The sequence below is a fragment of the Pseudomonas sp. GW822-FHT04C11 genome (assembly GCF_058800905.1).
Window position 1 is genome coordinate 98,079 of the sequence record NZ_JBXAMS010000001.1, and the last position, 22,244, is coordinate 120,322.

Annotated in this window: 21 protein-coding genes; 6 read left to right on the forward strand and 15 right to left on the reverse strand. The window is 60.0% G+C overall.

What is annotated here, in order from left to right:
• Window positions 1-14: 14 nt before the first annotated feature.
• From AC1RJ3_RS00490 to ubiE, 5 genes are all read right to left on the reverse strand, one after another.
• A complete protein-coding gene (locus AC1RJ3_RS00490) occupies window positions 15-347 on the reverse strand; it encodes a phosphoribosyl-ATP diphosphatase (RefSeq protein ID WP_018929162.1) in 333 nt (110 codons plus the stop codon).
• Window positions 340-738, reverse strand: a complete 399-nt coding sequence (hisI, locus tag AC1RJ3_RS00495) for a phosphoribosyl-AMP cyclohydrolase (protein WP_054595207.1) — start codon at window positions 736-738, stop codon at window positions 340-342. Before hisI ends, AC1RJ3_RS00490 begins: the two co-directional genes overlap by 8 nt.
• 81 nt (window positions 739-819) lie before the next feature.
• Window positions 820-2,424: a ubiquinone biosynthesis regulatory protein kinase UbiB gene (gene ubiB / locus AC1RJ3_RS00500; protein WP_054595208.1), complete on the reverse strand. Its 1,605-nt coding sequence runs from the start codon at window positions 2,422-2,424 to the stop codon at window positions 820-822.
• Window positions 2,421-3,044: a ubiquinone biosynthesis accessory factor UbiJ gene (locus tag AC1RJ3_RS00505; RefSeq protein WP_216742883.1), complete on the reverse strand. Its 624-nt coding sequence runs from the start codon at window positions 3,042-3,044 to the stop codon at window positions 2,421-2,423. The genes ubiB and AC1RJ3_RS00505 overlap by 4 nt, the downstream gene beginning before the upstream one ends.
• A complete protein-coding gene (gene ubiE / locus AC1RJ3_RS00510; RefSeq protein ID WP_007989286.1) occupies window positions 3,044-3,814 on the reverse strand; it encodes a bifunctional demethylmenaquinone methyltransferase/2-methoxy-6-polyprenyl-1,4-benzoquinol methylase UbiE in 771 nt (256 codons plus the stop codon). Before ubiE ends, AC1RJ3_RS00505 begins: the two co-directional genes overlap by 1 nt.
• A gap of 155 nt (window positions 3,815-3,969) precedes the next feature.
• Between ubiE and AC1RJ3_RS00515 the strand changes: the two genes are divergently transcribed.
• The 3 genes from AC1RJ3_RS00515 (at window position 3,970) to AC1RJ3_RS00525 (ending at window position 5,697) form a co-directional block, all read left to right on the forward strand.
• Window positions 3,970-4,245 carry a polyhydroxyalkanoic acid system family protein gene (locus AC1RJ3_RS00515; RefSeq protein WP_427529255.1) on the forward strand — a complete coding sequence of 92 codons (276 nt, stop codon included), beginning with the start codon at window positions 3,970-3,972 and terminating at the stop codon, window positions 4,243-4,245.
• 218 nt (window positions 4,246-4,463) lie between these two features.
• The gene (locus tag AC1RJ3_RS00520; RefSeq protein ID WP_054595211.1) at window positions 4,464-4,886 is read left to right on the forward strand and encodes a phasin family protein; all 423 of its coding nucleotides are present in this window, start codon (window positions 4,464-4,466) and stop codon (window positions 4,884-4,886) included.
• 10 nt (window positions 4,887-4,896) lie between these two features.
• Window positions 4,897-5,697: a phasin family protein gene (locus AC1RJ3_RS00525; RefSeq protein ID WP_054595212.1), complete on the forward strand. Its 801-nt coding sequence runs from the start codon at window positions 4,897-4,899 to the stop codon at window positions 5,695-5,697.
• A gap of 234 nt (window positions 5,698-5,931) precedes the next feature.
• Here AC1RJ3_RS00525 and AC1RJ3_RS00530 read toward each other — a convergent pair whose 3' ends face one another.
• The 10 genes from AC1RJ3_RS00530 to AC1RJ3_RS00575 all read right to left on the reverse strand — a co-directional run bounded on the left by AC1RJ3_RS00530 (window position 5,932) and on the right by AC1RJ3_RS00575 (window position 19,063).
• Complete coding sequence (locus AC1RJ3_RS00530) at window positions 5,932-6,552, reverse strand: TetR/AcrR family transcriptional regulator (RefSeq protein ID WP_145016640.1); 621 nt, start codon at window positions 6,550-6,552, stop codon at window positions 5,932-5,934.
• 62 nt (window positions 6,553-6,614) lie between these two features.
• Window positions 6,615-8,297: a class II poly(R)-hydroxyalkanoic acid synthase gene (gene phaC / locus AC1RJ3_RS00535; RefSeq protein ID WP_493076937.1), complete on the reverse strand. Its 1,683-nt coding sequence runs from the start codon at window positions 8,295-8,297 to the stop codon at window positions 6,615-6,617.
• A gap of 114 nt (window positions 8,298-8,411) precedes the next feature.
• Window positions 8,412-9,269 (reverse strand): poly(3-hydroxyalkanoate) depolymerase, encoded by an 858-nt coding sequence (gene phaZ, locus AC1RJ3_RS00540; protein WP_054595215.1) that lies wholly within the window; start codon window positions 9,267-9,269, stop codon window positions 8,412-8,414.
• Window positions 9,270-9,381: 112 nt separating this feature from the next.
• Window positions 9,382-11,061: a class II poly(R)-hydroxyalkanoic acid synthase gene (gene phaC / locus AC1RJ3_RS00545; protein ID WP_347928670.1), complete on the reverse strand. Its 1,680-nt coding sequence runs from the start codon at window positions 11,059-11,061 to the stop codon at window positions 9,382-9,384.
• A 259-nt stretch (window positions 11,062-11,320) separates the two neighbouring features.
• Window positions 11,321-11,701 (reverse strand): gamma-butyrobetaine hydroxylase family protein, encoded by a 381-nt coding sequence (locus AC1RJ3_RS00550; RefSeq protein WP_493076940.1) that lies wholly within the window; start codon window positions 11,699-11,701, stop codon window positions 11,321-11,323.
• A gap of 218 nt (window positions 11,702-11,919) precedes the next feature.
• Window positions 11,920-13,260 carry an ATP-dependent protease ATPase subunit HslU gene (hslU, locus tag AC1RJ3_RS00555; protein WP_054595218.1) on the reverse strand — a complete coding sequence of 447 codons (1,341 nt, stop codon included), beginning with the start codon at window positions 13,258-13,260 and terminating at the stop codon, window positions 11,920-11,922.
• A gap of 57 nt (window positions 13,261-13,317) precedes the next feature.
• Complete coding sequence (hslV, locus tag AC1RJ3_RS00560) at window positions 13,318-13,848, reverse strand: ATP-dependent protease subunit HslV (protein ID WP_054595219.1); 531 nt, start codon at window positions 13,846-13,848, stop codon at window positions 13,318-13,320.
• A gap of 287 nt (window positions 13,849-14,135) precedes the next feature.
• Window positions 14,136-14,837: an SPOR domain-containing protein gene (locus AC1RJ3_RS00565; RefSeq protein WP_054595220.1), complete on the reverse strand. Its 702-nt coding sequence runs from the start codon at window positions 14,835-14,837 to the stop codon at window positions 14,136-14,138.
• 1 nt (window position 14,838) lies between these two features.
• Window positions 14,839-16,575 (reverse strand): arginine--tRNA ligase, encoded by a 1,737-nt coding sequence (argS, locus tag AC1RJ3_RS00570; RefSeq protein ID WP_493076943.1) that lies wholly within the window; start codon window positions 16,573-16,575, stop codon window positions 14,839-14,841.
• 268 nt (window positions 16,576-16,843) lie between these two features.
• On the reverse strand, window positions 16,844-19,063 hold the full coding sequence (locus AC1RJ3_RS00575; protein WP_493076945.1) for a primosomal protein N': 2,220 nt from the start codon (window positions 19,061-19,063) through the stop codon (window positions 16,844-16,846).
• Window positions 19,064-19,296: 233 nt separating this feature from the next.
• Between AC1RJ3_RS00575 and rpmE the strand changes: the two genes are divergently transcribed.
• From rpmE to AC1RJ3_RS00590, 3 genes are all read left to right on the forward strand, one after another.
• Complete coding sequence (rpmE, locus tag AC1RJ3_RS00580; RefSeq protein ID WP_054595223.1) at window positions 19,297-19,512, forward strand: 50S ribosomal protein L31; 216 nt, start codon at window positions 19,297-19,299, stop codon at window positions 19,510-19,512.
• A gap of 8 nt (window positions 19,513-19,520) precedes the next feature.
• On the forward strand, window positions 19,521-20,339 hold the full coding sequence (locus tag AC1RJ3_RS00585; RefSeq protein WP_493076947.1) for a thermonuclease family protein: 819 nt from the start codon (window positions 19,521-19,523) through the stop codon (window positions 20,337-20,339).
• Between the two features lie 181 nt (window positions 20,340-20,520).
• Window positions 20,521-21,789, forward strand: coding sequence for a malic enzyme-like NAD(P)-binding protein (locus AC1RJ3_RS00590; protein WP_054595225.1), 1,269 nt, complete (start codon window positions 20,521-20,523; stop codon window positions 21,787-21,789).
• The last annotated feature ends 455 nt before the right edge of the window (window positions 21,790-22,244 follow it).

Below are 22,244 nucleotides of genomic sequence, written 5' to 3' on the forward strand. Positions count from 1 at the left end.
TCTCTAATCGTTATTCAGGCGGACGGGCGCGAGGCTTTCTCGACGTGACCGGACAGGCCGAAGCGGCGGTCCAGCTCATCGAGGACAGCCTGCGGATGCTGCCCCAGTTGGGCGAGCATGACCATACTATGGAACCACAGGTCAGCGGTTTCGTAGATTACATCACTGCAATCTCCGCTGATGGCAGCGTCTTTGGCGGCAATGATCGTCTCGACCGATTCTTCGCCGACTTTTTCCAGAATCTTGTTCAAGCCCTTGTGGTAAAGGCTGGCGACATAGGAGCTGTCGGCGGCAGCGCCTTTACGCTCTTCCAGCACTTGGGCCAGACGGGTCAGGGTGTCAGTCATGTTTGTGGTCCGAATAGATGGCGTGCGGGTCCTTGAGCACCGGGTCGACGGTTTTCCAGTCGCCGTTTTCATAGACGCGGTAGAAGCAGCTTTGGCGGCCGGTGTGACAGGCAATGTCGCCGATCTGCTCGACCATCAGAATGATCACGTCGGCGTCACAGTCCAGGCGCATCTCATGCAGGGTTTGCACATGCCCGGACTCTTCGCCCTTGCGCCACAGCTTGCCACGCGAACGTGACCAGTAGATGGCGCGGTTCTCGGCAGCGGTCAGTTCCAGCGCTTCGCGGTTCATCCAGGCCATCATCAGCACGCGCCCGGTTTTATGGTCCTGGGCGATCGCCGGCACCAGGCCGTCGCTGTCCCATTTGATCTCGTCCAGCCAATCTTTCATCTTCGACTCCGACAGCGGGCTCGACACTTCAGTAGTGGAACCCTGGCGTTGGAACAGTGTGCCAGCGTGCAGCGCGGCTGGCTATCGTCGAACGATCAGATACAAGCCCACGGCCACCATGATCGCGCCGGGCCAATGGCCCAGTCCGTCCAGAGGGCCGCCGGCCAGCAGGATCGCGCCACCCGCCAGATGCGCGGTGCCGAGCAGGCGCAGGAACCAGTCGTCCGAGCGGCGATGCCAGGCCGCTGGCGAGTTAACGACGTGCGGCTGCGACATGCGTTCGAGCAGGTCACGGGTCATGTTGGCCAGGTGCGGCAGTTGCTCGACCTGGTTGTGCAGGTTGCCGAGCAAGGTTTTCGGGCTGACGCGCTCGCGCATCCAGCGTTCGAGGAACGGCTGGGCGGTGTTCCACAGGTCCAGTTCCGGGTACAGCTGACGGCCCAGGCCTTCAATGTTGAGCAGGGTTTTCTGCAAGAGAACCAGTTGTGGCTGCACTTCCATGTTGAAGCGCCGCGCCGTCTGGAACAGGCGCATCAGCACCTGGCCGAAGGAAATATCCTTTAGCGGTTTTTCGAAGATCGGCTCGCAGACCGTACGGATTGCCGCTTCGAATTCGTTGAGTTTGGTTTCCGCCGGCACCCAGCCCGAATCGATGTGCAGTTGGGCGACCCGGCGATAGTCGCGCTTGAAGAAGGCGAACAGGTTGCGTGCCAGATAGTCCTGGTCTTCAGGCGTCAGGCTGCCAACGATCCCGCAGTCGATCGCAATGTACTGCGGGCTCCACGGCTGCACGGTGCTGACGAAGATGTTGCCGGGGTGCATGTCGGCGTGGAAGAAGCTGTCGCGGAACACCTGGGTGAAGAAGATCTCCACGCCACGTTCGGCGAGCATTTTCATGTCGGTGCGCTGGTCGGCGAGGGTCGCCAGGTCCGTGACCTGAATCCCGTAGATGCGCTCCATCACCAACACTTTTGGTCGGCACCAGTCCCAGTAGACTTGCGGCACGTACAACAACGGCGAGCCGTCGAAGTTGCGCCTCAGTTGGCTGGCATTAGCCGCTTCGCGCAACAGGTCGAGTTCGTCGAAGATGGTCTTTTCGTAGTCGCTGACCACCTCCACCGGGTGCAGCAGGCGGGCGTCGGCGGAGAGTTTTTCCGCTGCACGGGCGAGGATGAACAGCCAGGCCAGGTCTTGCGCGATCACCGGTTTGAGGCCCGGGCGTATGACCTTGACCACCACTTCTTCGCCGCTCTTCAACTGCGCCGCATGAACTTGCGCCACCGAAGCCGAAGCCAGTGGCTCGATGTCGAATCGGCTGAACACATCGCTGATTTTCTTGCCCAGCTGTTCTTCGATCAGCTTGACCGCTACCTGCGAGTCAAACGGCGGCACGCGGTCCTGCAACAGCATCAGCTCATCGGCGATGTCTTCGGGCAGCAGGTCGCGGCGGGTCGAAAGAATCTGTCCGAACTTGATGAAAATCGGTCCCAGGTCCTGCAAGGCCAGCCGCAGGCGCGCGCCCCGGCTCAAGTCCAGGGTTTTACGCGGAAACCAGCGCCATGGCAGCGCATAACGCAGCCCCAGCAGGAACCACGGCAGTGGCAGGGCGAACAGCAGGTCATCGAGGCGGTAGCGGATCACGACGCGCTGGATGCGCAACAAACGGCGGACGGCAAGCAGCTTCATGCGTTATCGCTTGAATCAAGGGATCGGGAAAGACGCTCGAAGCGCGCCTCAAGACGTTCCAGATCAAGTTTGATCTGGTCCAGTTCACTAAACCGCGCTTCGGCTTCGCGCTGGCCGACGAGGGCCCGCGATTCTTCGGCGAGGTAGTCGGCAAGATTCTGGTTCAGGCTGGCGAAACCTTGCTGATACCAGCGTGCGCGGCTGCGCAAGTGACCGCCCAGCAGTTGCGTGGCGACCGGGCCCAGCCAGCGCGAGAGTTCGTATTCCCAGTCCAGCTCCAGGTCCTGAAGGACTGCCGCGAGTTCCAGCAGCACGCCGCTGTCGCCGTCGAGTTCAACTTCAGGAGCATGCAGGACCGCCGTCTTGTCCTTGCTCAGGGCCAGCTTGAGCAGGCTTGCCGCCGGTGCGCGCAAGGTGCAGTCGGCGTCCGCGGCCCAGTGTGCTGCCAGCATCAGGCCTTCGTCGCTGGGCACAATGAACATCTGCAACGCCGGGCTGCGGCAATCGACGGCAATCACCTTGCCGCTCAAATGCGCCAGGCGCGGCAGCGCCGTGCTGTCGAGCCGCAACACCCGGTTGAGGCCGAGTTCGACGCTGGCGAGCAGGCCGGCGAGCAACATCAGGGTTTGATGCCGCGGTGCAGGGCGACGATGCCTGCGGTCATGTTGTGGTAGGTCACGCGGTCGAAACCGGCTTCAACCATCATCGACTTCAGGGTTTCCTGGTTCGGGTGCATGCGGATCGATTCGGCCAGGTAGCGATAGCTTTCCGAGTCATTGGTGATCAGCTTGCCCATCAACGGCATGAAGGCGAACGAGTAGGCGTCGTAGGCTTTGGACATCAGTGCGTTGGTCGGTTTGGAGAATTCCAGCACCAGCAAGCGCCCGCCCGGTTTGAGCACCCGCAGCATGGAGCGCAGGGCGTCTTCCTTGTGGGTGACGTTGCGCAGGCCGAACGCGATGGTCACACAGTCGAAGTGGTTGTCCGGGAACGGCAGCTTTTCAGCGTCGGCCTGAACGAACTCGACGTTGCCGGCCACGCCCAGATCCAGCAGGCGGTCACGACCGACCTTGAGCATGGATTCGTTGATGTCGGCGAGCACGACCTGGCCGGTCGGACCGACGAGGTGCGAGAACTTTCTGGTCAGGTCGCCGGTGCCACCGGCGATGTCCAGCACGCGGTTGCCGGTGCGAACGCCCGACAGTTCGATCGCGAAACGCTTCCACAAACGATGCATGCCGCCCGACAGGAGGTCGTTCATCAGGTCGTATTTGGCGGCTACCGAGTGGAAAACCTCAGCGACTTTTTCCGCTTTCTGGCTTTCCGGAACGTTTTTGAAGCCGAAGTGAGTGGTGGGTTCGGCATCGCTGCCTTTGCGCTGATCAGTCATATCGCTGTCACCAAAAGAGAATGCGCGACATTCTAATCCCGCAGGCATGCTTTGTCTTGGCAAGGCTGAAGGTAAGATAGGCAACCGCCCGGACGTTTTGACGCAGCAGGGGTCAGAATGCGTGAGGCAAGTCCCGATAAAACAGGAGTCATTCAGTGGCCCATATTAGTGTTGAGCGTACCCACGGCCTGGGTAAGGAAGCAGCCCGCGAGAAGGCGGACAAACTGGCGGAAAAACTGGCGGCGCAATATGGCCTGGAACCTCAGTGGTCGGGCGACACCCTGAACCTCAAGCGTTCCGGAGTAAAAGGCGCGGTGTATGTGGGCGACACCTCGATCAGGGTCGATGTCGAACTCGGCCTGTTGATGTCAGCCATGAGCGGCACCATCAAGTCGGAAATCGAAAGAGCCCTCGATAAAGCACTGGTCTGATCGCCCTTGTTTTTGTAGGAGCAAGGCTTGCCCGCGAGTCGGTATACCAGGCACGCCACGTTATCGTTCATCGCGAGCAATCTTTGCTCCTACAGGTTTGAGGCACCACTCAATTGTTGCGGTTGTTAGGGTGCTGTTTCTAATTTTTCTCACTACGTTGTGCCTGAGCCCGACGCTTGACGGGCAGTTCCTCAAACCTTCTGCGCGTGAGGTGCACCATGGCCAAAGTTACTTTGAAGAAAAAAACTGACGTTCAGCCGACTGCGTTGAACGAAGTGAAATCCTATGCCCGCAAGATCTGGCTGGCAGGCCTGGGTGCCTACACCAAGGTCGGTCAGGAAGGCAGTGAGTACTTTCAGGAGTTGATCAAGGCTGGTCAAACTGTTGAAAAGAAAGGCAAAAAAGTCGTTGCCGAGAAGCTTGAAGCGGCCAACGCCGAGATTGATGAAGCCAAGAGTGAAGTCAGTACCTTCAAAGGCAAAGTCGAAGTTCAGCTCGACAAAGTCGAGAAGGCTTTCGACACGCGTGTCGCAAGTGCCTTGAATCGTATCGGCATTCCGTCTAAACATGACGTTGAGACACTCTCTGCTAAGCTCGATGAGCTGACGGCATTGCTCGAACGCGTCGCGCGTAAACATTAAGGAGAACGGGATGGCTGGCAAAAAGAACACCGAGAAAGAAGGCAGCTCGTGGATTGGGAAAGTCGAAGACTACTCCCGCAAAATCTGGCTTGCTGGTTTAGGCGTGTACTCGAAGATCGACACTGACGGCAGCAAACTCTTCGAGTCATTGGTCAAAGATGGCGAGAAAGCCGAGAAGCTCACCAAGAGCGCTGTCGGCAAAACTGTCGACGCTGCCAAAGACTCCGCTCAGTCGGCCAAGTCGCGTATCAGTGGTGTCAAAGATCGTGCGCTGGGCAAGTGGGATGAACTGGAAGGGGCTTTCGACAAGCGTCTGAACAGCGCGATTTCGCGTCTTGGCGTGCCAAGCCGCAATGAAGTCAAAGCGCTGCACAGCAAGGTCGATACCCTGACCAAGCAAATTGAAAAACTCACCGGTGCCAAGGTTGCGCCTGTTGCCGCTAAAACGGCAGCAGCCAAACCGGCCGCTAAAACTGCCGCCAAACCCCTGGTCAAAGCTGCCGCAAAAACGGCTGCCAAACCAGCGGCTAAAGCGCCAGCCAAGCCGGCAGCTAAAACCGCGGCAGCCAAACCTGCAGCGGCCAAGCCAGCAGCCAAACCGGCAGTTGCCAAAGCCGCCGCCAAGCCTGCTGCTGCGAAGAAGCCAGTAGCCAAAAAGCCTGCAGCCCCGAAAGTGGCCGCAGCGAAACCGGCAGTGGCTGCCGCCAAACCGGCAGCACCGGTCAGCCCGGCGAACTCCGCCGCGGCGCCAACCCCTGCTGTGACCCCGACTGTAGCGCCAACCCCATCGGCGCCAACCAGTCAGTCCTGATTAACCCAGGGCACGCAAAAACGCCCGGCCTGCGAAGGTCGGGCGTTTTTGTTTGTGCCGCAAAAACTGAGTGGTTCGCCAACCGGTGTAGCAGCTGCCGAAGGCTGCGTTCGGCGACGAAGTCGTCGTAAATCGGTCACCCGGTTTTATCAGGTAGGTTGTGCTATCCGGATTGCGACTGCTGCGCACTCGAACGCAGGCTTCGTCAGCCGCTACAGGCTCGGTGTTGCTCCTTCAGTCGTGTTCTTCCAGATACTGCAACGCCAACTGCTCGGTTGCGAGTTTCGCTGACGGCGGCAGATGCGGCGCCACCAGCATCATGATCTGGTAGACCACCACTCGCACTTCGCCTTCGCGATCGAGAATCCGTTGATAGTCCAGGGAAAACAGCAAGGTCATGGTGATCTGTTCCACCAGTTGCCCGAGTGCCTGGGTATCGCTGACCAGTTGCCCCTGAGCCTTCAGCTGCGCCAGTAACGAGGCCAATGTGCGCTTGAGGGCATTGAGCAGATTACGGATGCCCTTGGCCAGTTTCGGCAAACGTCCGGCCAGGTTCGACAGGTCCTGGAACAGGAAGCGGTAGTGCGCCAGGCGTTCGACGATCAGGTGCAGGAACAGCCAGTAATCCTCCGGTGCCAGTTGCACGTCCGACGGCGGATCGAGCAAGGGCGTCAATTCGCTCTGGAAGCGCTCGAACAACCCGAGAATCAGCGGCTCCTTGCCGTGAAAGTGGTAGTAGAGGTTGCCGGGGCTGATCCCCAGCTCATTGGCAACTTCCATGGTAGAGACATTGGGCTCGCCCTTTTGGTTGAACAACTGCAGGGCACATTCAAGAATCCGGTCGCGGGTTTTCATCCAGTCTTCTTAGTGATTCGTCAGGCCACGGCCGACACTTCCGGCCGTGGCGCGGGGAGAGTTCAGCGTACGCGCACGTAGGTGCCTGGCGCCGCCTCCATCGGTGGATAGTTCTGGTTGCCAAGGGCCATCAGCGTTTCGCGCTGAGTGCCGGAACGTTCCTGAATCCAGCTCAGCCACTGGTTCCACCAACTGCCGTCGACGTGTTTGGCGTCGTAGTACCAGGCGCGTGGATCGCTGCTCAGTTTCGGGCTCTCGACATAGTTGGCCTTGGGGTTGCTCGGTGGGTTGAGAATGCTCTGCACGTGGCCGCTGTTGGACAGCACGAAGCGCCGCTCACCGCCCAGCAGCAGTGTCGAGCGGTACACCGCATCCCAAGGGGTGATGTGATCGTTGATCCCGGCGACGCTGAAGCTGTCGACGTTGACCTTCTGCAAGTCGATCGGCGTGCCGCAGACCTCCAGTCCGCCAGGATGGGTCAGCGGGTTGTGCTTGAAGAAGTCCAGCAGGTCGCCATGAAAAGCGGCTGGCAGGCGGGTGTTGTCGTTGTTCCAGTAGAGAATGTCGAAGGCAGGCGGCTCTTTGCCCAGCAGGTAGTTGTTGACCCAGTAGTTCCAGATCAGGTCGTTGGGGCGCATCCAGGCGAATACCTTGGCCATGTCGCGACCTTCGAGCACGCCTTTCTGGTAGGAGCGACGCTTGGCTGCTTCGAGGGTTTGTTCGTCGGCAAACAGGGTTGCCGGGCTTTCCAGTTCACTGTCGAGCAGGCTCACCAGATAGGTCGCGCTCGAGACCCGACGCAATTGCCGCTTGGCTTGCAGATGTCCTTGCAGGGCGGCGATGGTCAGGCCGCCGGCGCAGGCGCCCATCAGGTTGACCTCGCGGCTGCCGCTGATCGCCCGGCAGACGTTCAGCGCTTCTTCCACGGCCTCGACGTAACTCGACAGACCCCATTCGCGATGACGGACATCCGGGTTGCGCCAGCTGACCATGAACACCTGCAGGCCGTTCTTCAACGCGAACTGGACGAAGCTGTTGTGCGGGCTCAAGTCGAAAATGTAGTACTTGTTGATCTGCGGCGGTACCACCAGCAGCGGCCTTGCGTACTGCTTTTCGCTCATCGGCTTGTACTGCATCAGCTCCAGCAGTTCGTTGCGAAACACCACGGCACCGGTGGTGGTGGCTACCGTTTTGCCGACTTCGAAGGCGTGCTTGGTCACCTGGCTGGGCAGGCAATTGTTGTGCATCAGATCGTCGAACAGATGGCTGAGGCCACGCACCAGACTTTGGCCGCCGGTGTTGAACAGCTCCTTGATCGCCAGCGGGTTGAGCAAAGTGTTGGACGGCGAGACGGCGTCGTTGAGCAGGGTAAAGGCAAAGTGCGCACGTGCACGGTCATCGGCGGGCATACCGCTTTCATCGATCCATTTTTTGATCTGCTTCTGCCAGCTCAGGTAAGCCTGAAGGCCGCGTCGGTAAAACGGATTGAGGGCCCAGCTCGGGTCGGCAAAGCGGTTGTCCGAAGGGTTGGGCTGATGCAGGGTCTCGCCCAGTAGTACCCGGCCCAGCTGGCCACCCAACGCCAGTGCGTGCTTGGCACTCTGTACCGGGTGACGCAAGCCGTGAGCGGCGACACTGCGCAGAGTCGAGAACAGATCCCGGCCGCGCAGACCGGTGATCGCACTCTGGGCATTGATGAATGCGGCGGGTGGAGGAAAGGCGCCCGGCGCTTTTTTGTCTCGCATGAGTCAACACTCCTTCGTCAAGCCATCAACAAGTACATCAATTCCGAATAGACACCATAGTCGCTTCGGACCTCCCTTGCGGCTTTCGACACGCCTGTCGACATACGCAGTACGTTATGTGCCGCCGAACGACCCCGGGTGCGGATGCATCACCGCCCGTTGGCGTTCTTCCTGGAGAAATTTCATGATGATCGGAGCGACGGCTTCAGCCCGAGTGATCAGGAATAAATGGCCGTCGTCGATTATGTGTAGCTGGGCATTGGGAATACGCCAGGCGAGTACCCGCATATTGATCAGCGGAATGAGCGGGTCATCGTCACCGGCCAGCACCAGGGTCGGCTGATTGATTTTGTGCAGCCAGTGAATACTGGTCCAGCCCAGGCCCGCGAACAGCTGCCAGTAGTAGCCAAGCTTGCCCGCCGAACGCACTTTGCTGGCGTGCTCCGCCGCGAGGTTCGGATCACGACGGAACGAACCGCCATAAATCAGCGGCGCAATGCGAATCACGTGGGATGGCTGGATGTAGCGTCTGGGGCTGGCCATCATCCACAGCACTTTCGGTTTGCCCGGCACCATCACCATGCCCGCCGCCGTCGCCGCCAACACCAGTTTCTTGCAGCGCTCGGGGTAGTCGAAAGCGAACTGTTGGGCGAGTGCCCCGCCCCAGGAAACACCGACCACGTTGACTTGCCCGTAATCGAGGTAGTCGAGCATCCGAGCGGTCAGCTTGGCCAGTCCGGGAAAGCGGTAAGGGTGGGTAGGCGTCGATGAACCGCCGACACCGGGGACATCGAAGGCGATCACTTCCAGGTCCGGGTCGAGCGCCTGGACGAACGGAAACACCAGCTCAAGGTTGGCGCCGATGCCGTTGAAAATCAGCAGGGGCGTCAAGTGAGGCTTGCCGGGGCGTACCGCGGTGCGGATGGTTTGACCATCCAGGTCGACAGTACGAAATATGAACGGTTGCGGCATGCTTCAAGCCCTGTGGGTGGATCGTTATCCCTGTAGGAGCACGGCTTGCCGGCGATGGCGTTCTTGAGGTCGCCATCGCGAGCAGGCTCGGCTTCTGCAGGTTTGTGGTCAGTTAACGTTCATGCACATAAGTCCCCGGTGATGCCTCACCTGCCGCATAGGTCTTGTTGCCGAGCACGGTCGGGGCTTTTTTCAGCTTGCCCGAACGCTCGGCCTGCCAGGCCTGCCAGTGCAGCCACCAGGAGTCAGTGTGCTTGGTTGAGTTTTCCAGCCAGTCGTTGGCATGGACCGGCATGTCGGAGCTGGTCATGTAACGGGATTTCGGGTTGCCCGGCGGGTTCAGGATGCTCTGGATATGGCCGCTGCTGGACAACACGAATTCGACTTTGCCACCGAACAGCTGCGCCGATTTGTAGCACGACTTCCACGGTGTGATGTGGTCGTTGGTGCCCGCCAGGGAGTAGACGTCTGCCGTGACCTGCTTGAGGTCGATCGGCGTACCGCACACTTCCAGTGCATCAGGACGGATCAGTGGGTTGTTTTTGAACAGTTCGATCAGGTCGCCGTGGAACGCCGCCGGCAGGCGGGTGGTGTCGTTGTTCCAGAACAGAATGTCGAAGACCGGCGGCTCGTTGCCCAGCAGGTAGTTGTTGACCCAGTAGTTCCAGATCAGGTCGTTGGGGCGCATCCAGGCGAAGACCTTGGCCATGTCGCGACCTTCAAGCACACCGGCCTGATAGGAATGACGCTTGGCGGCTTCCAGGGTTTGTTCGTCGACGAATAGCGCGACCTGGGAATCAAGGGTGGTGTCGAGGACGCTGACCAGCAGCGTCAGGGCGTTGACCTTCTTCTCGCCAATCGCCGCGTAGTGGCCCAGCAGCGCGGTGCAGGTGATGCCGCCGGAACAGGCGCCGAGCATGTTCACGTCTTTGCTGCCGGTGATCGCGGTAACCACATCGACCGCTTCCTTGAGTGCTTCGATGTAGGTCGACAGGCCCCATTCGCGTTGGGCCTTGGTCGGGTTGCGCCAGCTGACGATGAAGGTCTGCACATTGTTGCGCAGGCAGAAGCGCGCCAGGCTTTTGTCCGGGCTCAGGTCGAAAACGTAGAACTTGTTGATCTGTGGTGGCACCACCAGCAGTGGGCGTTCGTGCACTTGTTCAGTGATTGGCCGGTACTGGATCAGCTCCAGTACATCGTTGCGGAAAACCACCGCGCCTTCGGTGGTGCCCAGGCTCTTGCCGACTTCGAAGGCGCCCATGTTGACCTGGCTCGGCATGCCGCCGTTGTGCACCAGATCCTTGGCCAGGTGCGAGAGGCCATCGAGCAGGCTTTTGCCGCCGGTTTCGAAGAAGCGTTTGACGGCAGCAGGGTTGGCTGCGCTGTTGGTCGGGGCCATGGCCTCGGTCATCAGGTTGATCACGAAGTGTGCGCGGCTGATGTCCTGGGTGGACAGATTGCTTTCGCCAATCCAGTCGTGGAGTTCCTTGCGCCACGCCAGGTAGGTTTGCAGATAACGTCTGTAGAGCGGGTTCTGACTCCACGCCGGATCGTTGAAACGACGGTCATCGCTTTCCGGTTGCAGCTCGGATCTACCGAGCATCACGTTCTTTAGCTCAATGCCAAAATGCGCGACATGCTTGACGCTGTGGATGGGTTGTTTGATGGCCTGGGTCAGCACCATGCGGGCAGAGGTAAGCAGATCCTTTCGACGCAAGCCGATGACCGGATTAAGCCCCAGGGTATTTTCCGAGGCTTGAAGTTTCAGGTCATCGTTATTCTTGTTACTCATCTACGACGCTCCATTGTCCTGAGGCGAGTACCTGAGTCCTGCTGTGTAGTCACACAGCAAATGCCGGGTACACGCTCGGGTGACCGTTAGTTGTACATCGCTGACTTTTTCATTCAGGAGGCGCGCTGCACAGAACTTGCCAGATCCATTGGTTACCCGAGTTTAATTTTTTTCGCAAGCAGGCCGATCCTCGGCACCGCAGCCCAGCATTCAAACAGATGAAATTAGAAAATGCCCTCTAAAGAGCGCGGGCCTTGAGCTAGAGCATCAGCTTGACGACAGACTCGTTTGGATCGCGGGTCTTTCCGGCGGCTTTGAGCTCGGCAAGATAATCGTCCCAGAGTGCGTCATATCGTCGCGCCAACTGATAGAGATATTCCCAGGTGAACAGACCGCTGTCGTGGCCGTCATCGAAGGTCAATTTCAGTGCGTACTGACCGGCCGGTTCTACCTTGGTCAGGCCTACGCCGATCTTGCCAAATTGAAGGATGGGTTTGCCGTGGCCCTGGACCTCGGCGGAAGGAGAGTGCACGCGCAAGAATTCTGCGCTCAGGTGATAGACCTCATCGGGCGCGTATTGCAGCTCCAGGGTTTTCGAGGCTTTGTGCAGTTTGATGGCGGTGGGGAGTGGAGTCGTCATGGGGCCGGTCGTCCGTCTATATGAAGGCCCTGTGTCGGCGGGTGATCCTGTGGCGAGGGAGCTTGCTCCCGCTCGGCCGGTCCGCGCTCGGGCGCAGCAGTCGTAAACCGGCGAATGGGGTCTGCCTGACAGACCGCATTCGCTGATTTTGGGGTCGCTTCGCGACCCAGCGGGAGCAAGCTCCCTCGCCACAGGGGCCCGCTCACACAGAATGTGACCTACAGGATATAACGGGACAGGTCTTCGTTCTGCGCCAATTCGCCGAGGTGGCTGTTGACGTAGTCAGCGTCGATGCGGATCGGCTCTTCGCTGTGGGTGCTGGCCAGATCGCTGGCGCTGAACGACACCTCTTCGAGCAGACGCTCAAGCAGGGTGTGCAGGCGACGGGCACCGATGTTCTCGGTCTTCTCGTTGACCTGCCAGGCGATCTCCGCCACGCGTTTGATGCCGTCCGGCTGGAACTCGATCGTCACGCCTTCGGTTTTCAGCAGGGCGCAATACTGCTCGGTGAGCGAGGCATGCGGCTCGCTGAGGATGCGCTCGAAGTCTTCCGGTGTGAGGGCCTTGAGTTCGACGCGGATCGGCAGGCGGCCTTGCAGCTCGGGCACCAGATCGCTTGGCTTGCTCAGGTGGAACGCACCGGAAGCGATGAACAGGATGTGGTCGGTCTTGACCATGCCCAGTTTGGTGTTGACCGTGCAGCCTTCGATCAGCGGCAGCAGGTCGCGCTGTACGCCTTCGCGGGATACGTCGACGCCGCCGGTATTGCCGCGCTTGGCGACCTTGTCGATTTCGTCGATGAACACGATGCCATGCTGTTCGACCGCTTCCAGCGCCTTGGCCTTGAGTTCTTCATCATTGACCAGGCGGCTGGCTTCTTCGTCGCGCACCAGTCTCAGCGCTTCCTTGACCTTGAGCTTGCGGCTCTTGCGCGCGCCCTTGCCCATGTTGGCGAACAGGCTTTGCAACTGGTTGGTCATTTCTTCCATGCCCGGTGGCGCGGAGATATCGACGCCGGACACTTCGGCGACTTCGATTTCAATCTCCTTGTCATCCAGCTGACCTTCGCGCAGGCGCTTGCGGAACAGCTGGCGGGTGTTGGAATCCTGGGCCGGCGCGGAGTCTTCGTTGCTGAAGCCCATGCGTGCCGGTGGCAGCAGTGCATCGAGGATGCGCTCTTCGGCGGCATCTTCGGCGCGATGGCGAACCTTGGTCATTTCCTGTTCGCGCAGCAACTTGATCGCTGCATCGGCGAGGTCACGAATGATCGACTCGACGTCACGGCCGACATAGCCGACCTCGGTGAACTTGGTCGCTTCAACCTTGATGAATGGCGCATTGGCGAGTTTGGCCAGGCGACGGGCGATTTCGGTTTTACCGACACCGGTCGGGCCGATCATCAAAATGTTCTTGGGTGTTACTTCAACGCGCAGCTCTTCAGGCAGTTGCATCCGGCGCCAGCGGTTACGCAGGGCGATGGCGACGGCGCGCTTGGCATCGTCCTGGCCGATGATATGGCGACTGAGTTCATGGACGATTTCGCGGGGAGTCATTGGCATGGTAATGGGTGGTCCTCAAGCAAAAATGAATGCCGTGGCGTGATGGCCGAAACAGGCTTATTCGCTGAGATCCTGCTCCTCAATGGTGAAGTTGTGGTTGGTGAAAACACAGATGTCGCCGGCGATGCCCAGAGCGGTTTCGACGATTTCACGGGCCGACAGATCGGTTTTCTTCAGCAGGGCGCTGGCCGCGGCCTGAGCGTAACCGCCGCCGGAACCCATGGCGATCAGGCCTTCTTCGGGTTCGACCACATCGCCGTTACCGGTGATGATCAGAGAGGCGTCTTTGTTGGCGACTGCAAGCATCGCTTCGAGGCGGCTGAGGGAGCGGTCGGTGCGCCATTCTTTGGCGAGTTCGACGGCGGCGCGAACCAGGTGGCCCTGGTGCTTTTCAAGCTGGCCTTCGAAACGTTCGAAAAGGGTAAAGGCGTCAGCGGTGGCGCCAGCAAACCCGGCGATGACCTGACCGTGGTACAGGCGGCGAACTTTCTTCGCGTTGCCTTTCATCACGGTATTGCCGAGAGAAACCTGGCCGTCGCCGCCCATGACGACTTTGCCGTGGCGGCGAACTGAAACGATGGTGGTCAAGGGAAGAGTCTCCACGCAGCGGGGCGAAAATGCCTTATCCCAACTCATATGGGGGTGGTGAGGCGTTTTTCAACTGCGGGGCGCAGGAGGGGATGAGCGGTGTACATCAAGCGTGTGGCGAGGGGGCTTGCCCCCGTTGGGGCGCGAAGCGGCCCGGTAATCAGCCACCACGCCGTTTCAGGTCGAGCCGGGATAGCGATTTACGGTCGCTTGGCAACCGAACGGGGGCAAGCCCCCTCGCCACAAAAGCAGATTGCTCCCGCAAATGGGGGAGCAATCATCAGAAGTCAGCGGCTTTGGCGTTGTTGTAACAACAGGTTGCTGAAACCGCTGCCAGCCAGTTGTTTCTGGGCGGTGGTCAGCTGTTCGCGGTTGCTGAACGGGCCGACCAGCACGCGGTACCAGGTCTCGTCCTTCACCGTGCCGGACTCCACCGAAACTGCCTGGCCGAGCAGAATGATCTGCGCACGAACCTTGTCGGCGTCGGCTTCCTTGCGGAACGAGCCAGCCTGCAGGAAGAACTTGGTCACCGGCGCCGCTTTCGCCACGGGTGGCGCTGGCGGCGGGGTAACGCCGCTCAGGGCTGCCTGCGCACGCGCGGTGTCGATCTTCGCCGCTTCTGCCGGGGTTACCGGTGCAACGGGGGCAGTCTGCGGCGTCGGCAGGGTTTTCTCCGGCACGGCATCCGGCGGCACGATGACCTCCGATTCCGGCAGCAAGGTGTAGAAGTCGTATTTCGGCTTCACCGGTTGCGTCGGGCTCGGCGGGGTCTTGTTGGCCTCGGCGATCTTGCTGGCTTTCTGTTGTTCGACCTTCTCGCGCTTGACGCTTTCGCTGCCTTTACCCGGCTCCAGCTTCATCAAGAACACGATGAAGGCGCCCACGGTCAGGCCGATGGCCATCCACAGCCATCCCGGAATCGGCTTTTTTGCAGGAGCTTGGTAACGGCTGGCGCCACGCTTTGGTGCTGGTTTTTTCTTGGCAGCCAACTTACATACGCTCCAGAGTTTCCAGACCCAAGAGTTCCAGGCCTTGCTTGAGGGTGCGACCGGTCAATGCGGCGAGGCGCAAGCGGCTTTGCATTTGTGCCGGAGTTTCGGCGCTGAGGATCGGGCAGTTCTCGTAGAAGCTGGAGAACAGGCCGGCAACATCGTACAGGTAGGTGCAGAGGATGTGCGGCGTACCTTTTTCGGCGACGTTGTTCAGCACTTCACCGAACTGTGCCAGCTTGGCGGCCAGTTCGTGTTCGTGAGTGGCCTCGAGGACGATCTGCCCTTCGACTTCGCTGAAGTCCTTGCCGAGTTTGCGGAACACGCCGGCCACACGAGTGTAGGCGTACAGCAGGTACGGCGCGGTGTTGCCTTCGAAGTTCAGCATCAGGTCGAAGTTGAAGCTGTAGTCGCTGGTGCGGTGCTTGGACAGGTCGGCGTATTTCACCGCGCCAATGCCCACGACTTTGGCGATGTTGCGCAGGTCGGCTTCGGCAAGCTCGGGGTTCTTTTCCTTCACCAGCGTGTAGGCGCGTTCCTTGGCTTCGTTCAGCAGGTCGATCAGCTTCACGGTGCCGCCATCACGGGTCTTGAACGGACGGCCATCGGCGCCGTTCATGGTGCCGAAGCCCATGTGCTCCATTTCCATCGGATGGGTCACGAAACCGGCCAGGCGAGCCACTTCGAATACTTGCTGGAAGTGCAGGGCCTGACGTTGGTCGACGAAGTACAGCACTCGATCGGCTTTCAGCACGCCGTTACGGTAGCGCACGGCCGCCAGGTCAGTGGTGGCGTAGAGGTAGCCGCCGTCAGCCTTGACGATGATTACCGGCAGCGGGTCGCCATCGGCATTCTTGAATTCGTCGAGGAACACGCACTGGGCGCCGTTGCTCTCGACCAGCATGCCTTTGGCCTTGAGGTCGTTGACCACGTTGATCAGGTCGTCGTTGTAGGCACTTTCGCCCATCACGTCGGCCATGGTCAGTTTGACGTTCAGCTGTTCGTAGATTTTCTGGCAGTGGGACAGGGAAATGTCTTTGAACTTGGTCCACAGCGCCAGGCAGTCCGGGTCACCGGCTTGCAGCTTGACCACCAGGCCACGGGCGCGGTCGGCGAATTCTGCGGATTCGTCGAAGCGCTGCTTGGCGGCGCGGTAGAAGTTTTCCAGGTCCGACAGCTCGTCGCTGGTGATCGGGTTTTCTTGCAGGTACGCCATCAGCATGCCGAACTGGGTGCCCCAGTCGCCGACGTGGTTCTGACGGATCACTGTATCGCCGAGGAACTCCAGTACGCGCGCCACGCCGTCGCCGATGATGGTCGAACGCAAGTGACCGACGTGCATCTCTTTGGCCAGGTTCGGCGCCGACAAGTCGACCACAGTGCGCTGCACGGGACCTGCCTTGCGCACGCCGATGTGGGCGTCGGCCAGGGCTGCGTCCAGGCGCGAGGCCAGGGCCTGGGTGTTCTGGAAGAAGTTGAGGAAGCCCGGACCGGCGATTTCGGTTTTGCTGACGTTTTCGTCAACCGGCAGCGCAGCGATGATTTTTTCCGCCAGATCGCGCGGTTTCATGCCGGCCGGTTTAGCCAGCATCATGGCGATGTTGCTGGCGAAGTCGCCGTGAGTCTTGTCACGGGAGTTCTCCACCTGAATCGCCGGCGTCAGGCCTTCAGGCAACACACCGTCGGTAACGAGTTGGGTGAGGGCTTGCTGGATCAACTGGCGAATGGTGTCTTTCATGGTCTTCTCTTTCAACCGCAGAGCGGCGGCGCATCAATGCGCAGGTGGAAAAACTGGGCATTATCCGTTGCGAAGTCGGGCTTGCCAACCATTGTAGGTTCATTGCGGACTTACGGTGATTGATTACCTTGTGGCGAGGGAGCTTGCTCCCGCTGGGGCGCGGAGCGGCCCTGAAATCGGGTGCTGCATTCTGTCTGCTGGGAGGGGTGACTTGTTTGCGACTGTTGCACAGCCGAGCGGGAGCAAGCTCCCTCGCCACATAGTTGACTCAATACAAATCAACCGGATCGACATCCAAAGACCAGCGCACCGCCCGCCCGCTCGGCATCTGTTCCAGCGCCAGCAACCAGGCGCTCAGCAGTCGGTGCAGCGGCGCCCGTGCCGTGGCTTGCAACAATAATTGCGCACGATAACGCCCGGCCCGACGCTCCATCGGCGCCGGCACCGGCCCGAGCAATTCGATGCCGGTCAGGGTGTGTTCATCCAACAATTGCTCCGCCGCGCTGCAGGCTTCATCGAGGAAACTTTCGGCCTGCCCCGGTTTGTGCGCTTCGGCCCGCAATAGCGCTAGGTGCGCGAAGGGTGGCAGCCCGGCGGAACGACGTTCGCTCAAGGCCTGCTCGGCAAAGGCGAAATAACCTTGCTCGGTCAGTTGTACCAACAACGGGTGGTCAGCCAGGTGAGTCTGGATGATCACTTTGCCCGGCTCTTCGGCGCGACCGGCACGTCCCGCCACCTGCACGATCAACTGAGCCATGCGCTCGCTGGCGCGGAAATCACCGGAGAACAGTCCGCCGTCGGCATCGAGAATCGACACCAGCGTCACCCGTGGAAAGTGATGCCCTTTGGCGAGCATCTGCGTGCCCACCAGAATGCACGGCTGACCTTTCTGAATGGTCGCGAACAGCTGATTCATCGCATCTTTACGCGAGGTGCTGTCGCGGTCGACCCGCAATACCGGGTAGTCCGGGAACAGAATGCCCAAACGCTCTTCAGCGCGTTCGGTGCCGGCACCCACGGGGCGCAAATCGACCTTGCCGCATTTCGGGCAGTGCCGAGGGACACGCTCGACGTAGCCGCAATGGTGGCAACGCAGCTCGCCGGAACGCTGGTGTACGGTCATTCGCGCATCGCAGCGCTGACACTCGGACATCCAGCCGCAGTCGTGACAGAGCAGGGTGGGCGCAAAACCGCGACGGTTGAGAAAGACCAATACTTGCTGGCCAGCGGCGAGGGTCTGGCCGATCGCCTGCTGCATCGGCCCGGAAATGCCGCTGTCCAGCGGGCGACTTTTGACGTCCAGCCGCAGGAAACGGGGTTGTTTCGCCCCGCCGGCGCGCTCGTTCAGGCGCAGCAGTCCGTAACGACCGGTGTAGGCGTTGTGCAGGCTTTCCAGTGACGGCGTCGCCGAGCCGAGGACAATCGGGATGTTTTCCTGCCGCGCTCGGACCAATGCCAGGTCGCGGGCGTGATAGCGCAAACCTTCCTGCTGTTTATAAGAGCCATCGTGCTCTTCATCGATGATGATCAGCCCGGGGTTTTTCATCGGTGTGAACAGCGCCGAGCGGGTGCCGATAATAATGTCGGCCTCGCCATCCCGGGCCGCGAGCCAGGATTCCAGCCGTTCGCGGTCATTGACGGCCGAATGCACGAGGGCAATACGCGCATTGAAGCGCTGTTCGAAGCGCGCCAGGGTTTGCGGCCCGAGGTTGATTTCGGGGATCAGCACCAGCGCCTGCTTGCCGGCCTCAAGGGTTTCGCGGATCAGCTGCAAATAGACTTCGGTCTTGCCGCTGCCAGTGACCCCGGCCAGCAGGAACGCATGAAAACTGTCGAAACCTGCGCGGATCGCTTCATACGCGGCGCGCTGCTCCGGGTTCAGCGGCAGCTCCGGTTGCGCCAGCCAGTGTTCGTGACGTTCGCCGGGTGCGTGTTTGCGGATATCCACCTGCACCAGTTCTTTGGCCAGCAGCAGGTCGAGGCTGTCCTTGCTCAACATCAACTTGCTCAGCAACTGATGGGCAACGCCATGCGGGTGCTGGGCCAGCGTCGCCAAGGCCTCACGCTGACGTGGCGCGCGGGCGATACGCGGATCATCCAGTTTCGCGCCCGGGGTGATCGACCAGAAGCGCTCCTGGCGCGCTTCGGCCAGTTCACCCTGGCGTAACAGTACCGGCAGCGCCCAACTCAAGGTGTCGCCGAGGCTGTGCTGATAATACTGGGACGTCCACAGGCACAACTTGAACAGTGCTGCCGGTAGCGGTGGCGTAGCGTCGAGCAGCGCCAGTGCCGGTTTGAGTTTGTCGGCCGGGACTTCGCTGTGGCTGGTGACTTCCACCAGGATCCCGATCATCTCGCGGCGGCCGAACGGCACCCGCAACCGCATGCCCGGGTACAAATGCGCGCGCAGGACTCCCGCCGGGGCACGGTAGTCGAACAGGCGGCGCAGGGGCGAAGGCAGGGCGAGGCGCAAAATGGCGTCGGGCACGCGGGGGGATCTCATTGAGCAGGAGGTAAAGAAGGGCCGGAGCCTAGCAGACGACTGGATTAGTGTCCTCTATTAGGAAAGTGTTCACTCGCCAGAATCGAACAGTCTTTTCTGATGGAGGGCACTTTGGACAGCTTGCGTGATCGCAAAGGTCTGGTAGAATCCGCGGCCTAATTACGTGCGGTATTCAACAATAGTGTTGAGTGGCGGCACGCTAGCCCGAGGAAGACACCATGAAAGCCGATATCCATCCAACATACGAAATCACCGCAGTTACCTGCAGCTGTGGCAACAAGTTCGAAACTCGTTCGAACCTGGCCAAGCCTCTGGCGATCGACGTATGCAACGAGTGCCACCCGTTCTACACCGGTAAGCAGAAGACTCTGGATACTGGCGGCCGTGTACAGAAGTTCGCCGATCGTTTCGGTGCTTTTGGCAAAAAAGCCTAAGACTGATCATGTTGGAAAGTCGATTAGACTTCTCCAGACTGATGAAAAAGGCGCCCCTAGCGGGCGCCTTTTTTATGTCCGCGATTTGGCTCTCCAGCGCCCAGGCCCTCTGTCCTGCGCCCACGAGTCAGCTGGAAGCTGTCAGCGTGCAGCGCGTGGTGGATGGCGACACGGTGCGCCTGCGCGACGGCCGCAGTGTGCGCATGATCGGTTTGAATACCCCGGAACTGGGCAAGAAAGGTCGCTCCGACGAACCTTTCGCTGCGGCTGCACGCAAGCGTCTGGAAACGTTGGTGGCCGCAAGCGACGGACGGTTGGGTTTGCTGGCGGGACAAGAGGGCAAGGATCGTTACGGGCGCACCCTGGCCCATCTTTACAGCGCCAACGGTGACAATCTCGAAGTGCAGATGCTTGCCGAGGGGCTTGGTTACCTGGTGGCAGTGGCGCCGAACGTCGATTTTGTCAGTTGCCAACAGGCCGCCGAACACACTGCGCGGCAGGCCAGGCGGGGGTTATGGCGGCAGTCACCTGTACTGAAAGCGGAACAGATCAACCAATCGGGTTTTGCCGTGCTCAGTGGGCGTGTGAGCAAGGTTCAGCGCAATCGCGGCGGAATTTGGATCGAGTTACAGGATTCGGTTGTATTGCGCATTGCACCCAATCAGCTCGGCCAATTCGATCTGGCGGCTCTGGAGCGGCTCAATGGCAAGCAGATCGAGGCGCGTGGCTGGGTGATCGATCGCTCACGGCGTGGTGGTCTGGATTCCGGTGAGGCGCGCTGGTTGTTGCCACTGACCCATCCGGCCATGCTGCAAGCAGTGCCGTAAAAAGAAATTGTCGACATTTTTTATGTCGATTGTGAACAGTTGAGCCCTTGTGTTCCGTGGCTCTTGGCCCAAAGTCGTAGGGTAGGGCGCTTGACAGGGGTGACCGGTCAGTCTTGTGGGGACTTTGCGACGCGAGTATCCTCGGCGGTCCGTCGTTCAACAGTAAAAGCGGAATGCCCACATGTCTGATTTGAAAACTGCCGCTCTCGAATATCACGCCCATCCTCGTCCAGGTAAGCTGAGTGTCGAGCTCACCAAGGCCACCGCTACCGCCCGCGATCTGTCGCTGGCCTACAGCCCCGGCGTAGCCGAACCAGTACGCGAAATCGCCCGCGATCCTGAACTGGCCTACAAATACACCGGCAAGGGCAACCTGGTTGCAGTCATTTCCGATGGCACCGCGATTCTCGGCCTGGGTAACCTTGGCCCATTGGCTTCCAAGCCGGTGATGGAAGGTAAAGGCGTGCTGTTCAAGCGCTTCGCCGGTATCGACGTGTTCGACATCGAAGTCGACTCCGAAAGCCCGCAAGCCTTCATCGACACCGTCAAGCGTATCTCCATCACCTTCGGTGGCATCAACCTGGAAGACATCAAGGCACCCGAGTGCTTTGAGATCGAACGCGCGCTGATCGAACAGTGCGACATTCCGGTGTTCCACGATGACCAGCACGGCACCGCGATCGTGACCGCTGCGGGCATGATCAACGCCCTGGAAATCGCTGGCAAAACCCTGCCGGAAGCCAAGATCGTCTGCCTGGGCGCTGGCGCTGCCGCTATCTCCTGCATGAAGTTGCTGGTGAGCATGGGCGCCAAGATCGAAAACATCTTCATGGTTGACCGTACCGGCGTGATCCACTCCGAGCGTGACGACCTGAACCAGTACAAGGCTGTCTTCGCTCACGCGACCGACAAGCGCACGCTGACTGACGCCCTGAAAGGCGCAGACGTGTTCGTTGGCCTGTCCGGCCCGAACCTGCTGAGCGCTGAAAACCTGATGCTGATGGCGGCCAACCCGATCGTGTTCGCGTGCTCGAACCCTGATCCGGAAATCGCCCCGGAACTGGCTCACGCCACCCGTAACGACGTGATCATGGCGACCGGCCGTTCGGACTACCCGAACCAGGTGAACAACGTACTGGGCTTCCCGTTCATTTTCCGTGGTGCTCTGGACGTTCGCGCCAAGCGCATCAACGAAGAAATGAAAGTGGCTGCGGCCAACGCTCTGCGTGAATTGGCCAAGCTGCCAGTGCCTCAGGAAGTGTGTGACGCTTACGGTGGCATCAAGCTGGAGTTCGGTCGTGAGTACATCATTCCGAAGCCAATGGATGCGCGTTTGATCACTGTGATCTCGGATGCTGTGGCCAAGGCTGCAATCGAGACGGGTGTGGCGACTCTGCCGTATCCGAAGAACTACCCGCTGAAAAGCGTGGATGACGTGTTCAACGGCTAAGCCGTTGTAGCGCTTCAACAGAAAGCCCCGGCTCTTGTGAGTCGGGGCTTTTTTGTATCTGTCTTTCGCAGATGTACCCCAACCAAACCTGTAGGAGCTGAGCTTGCTCGCGAAGGCGGCCTGACAGCCGACCAATCTCTCGCAGGTGTACACCAATCCATTGTGGGAGCCGGGCTTGCCCGCGATGGCGGCCTGACAGCCGACCAGTCTCCTACAGATGTACACAGTTCTACTGTGGGAGCCGAGCTTGCTCGCGATGGCGGCCTGACAGCCAGCCTATCTCTTGCAGGTGTACATCGATCCATTGTGGGAGCCGGGCTTGCCCGCGATGGCGGCCTAACAGCCGACCAACCTCTCGCAGGTGTACATATCCATTCCTGCGGTAACGGCCGCTTAGGGTTTCGCCCTGACGGCGACTCACTTTTCCAGACGCCGAAAAGTAAGCAAAAGGCTTC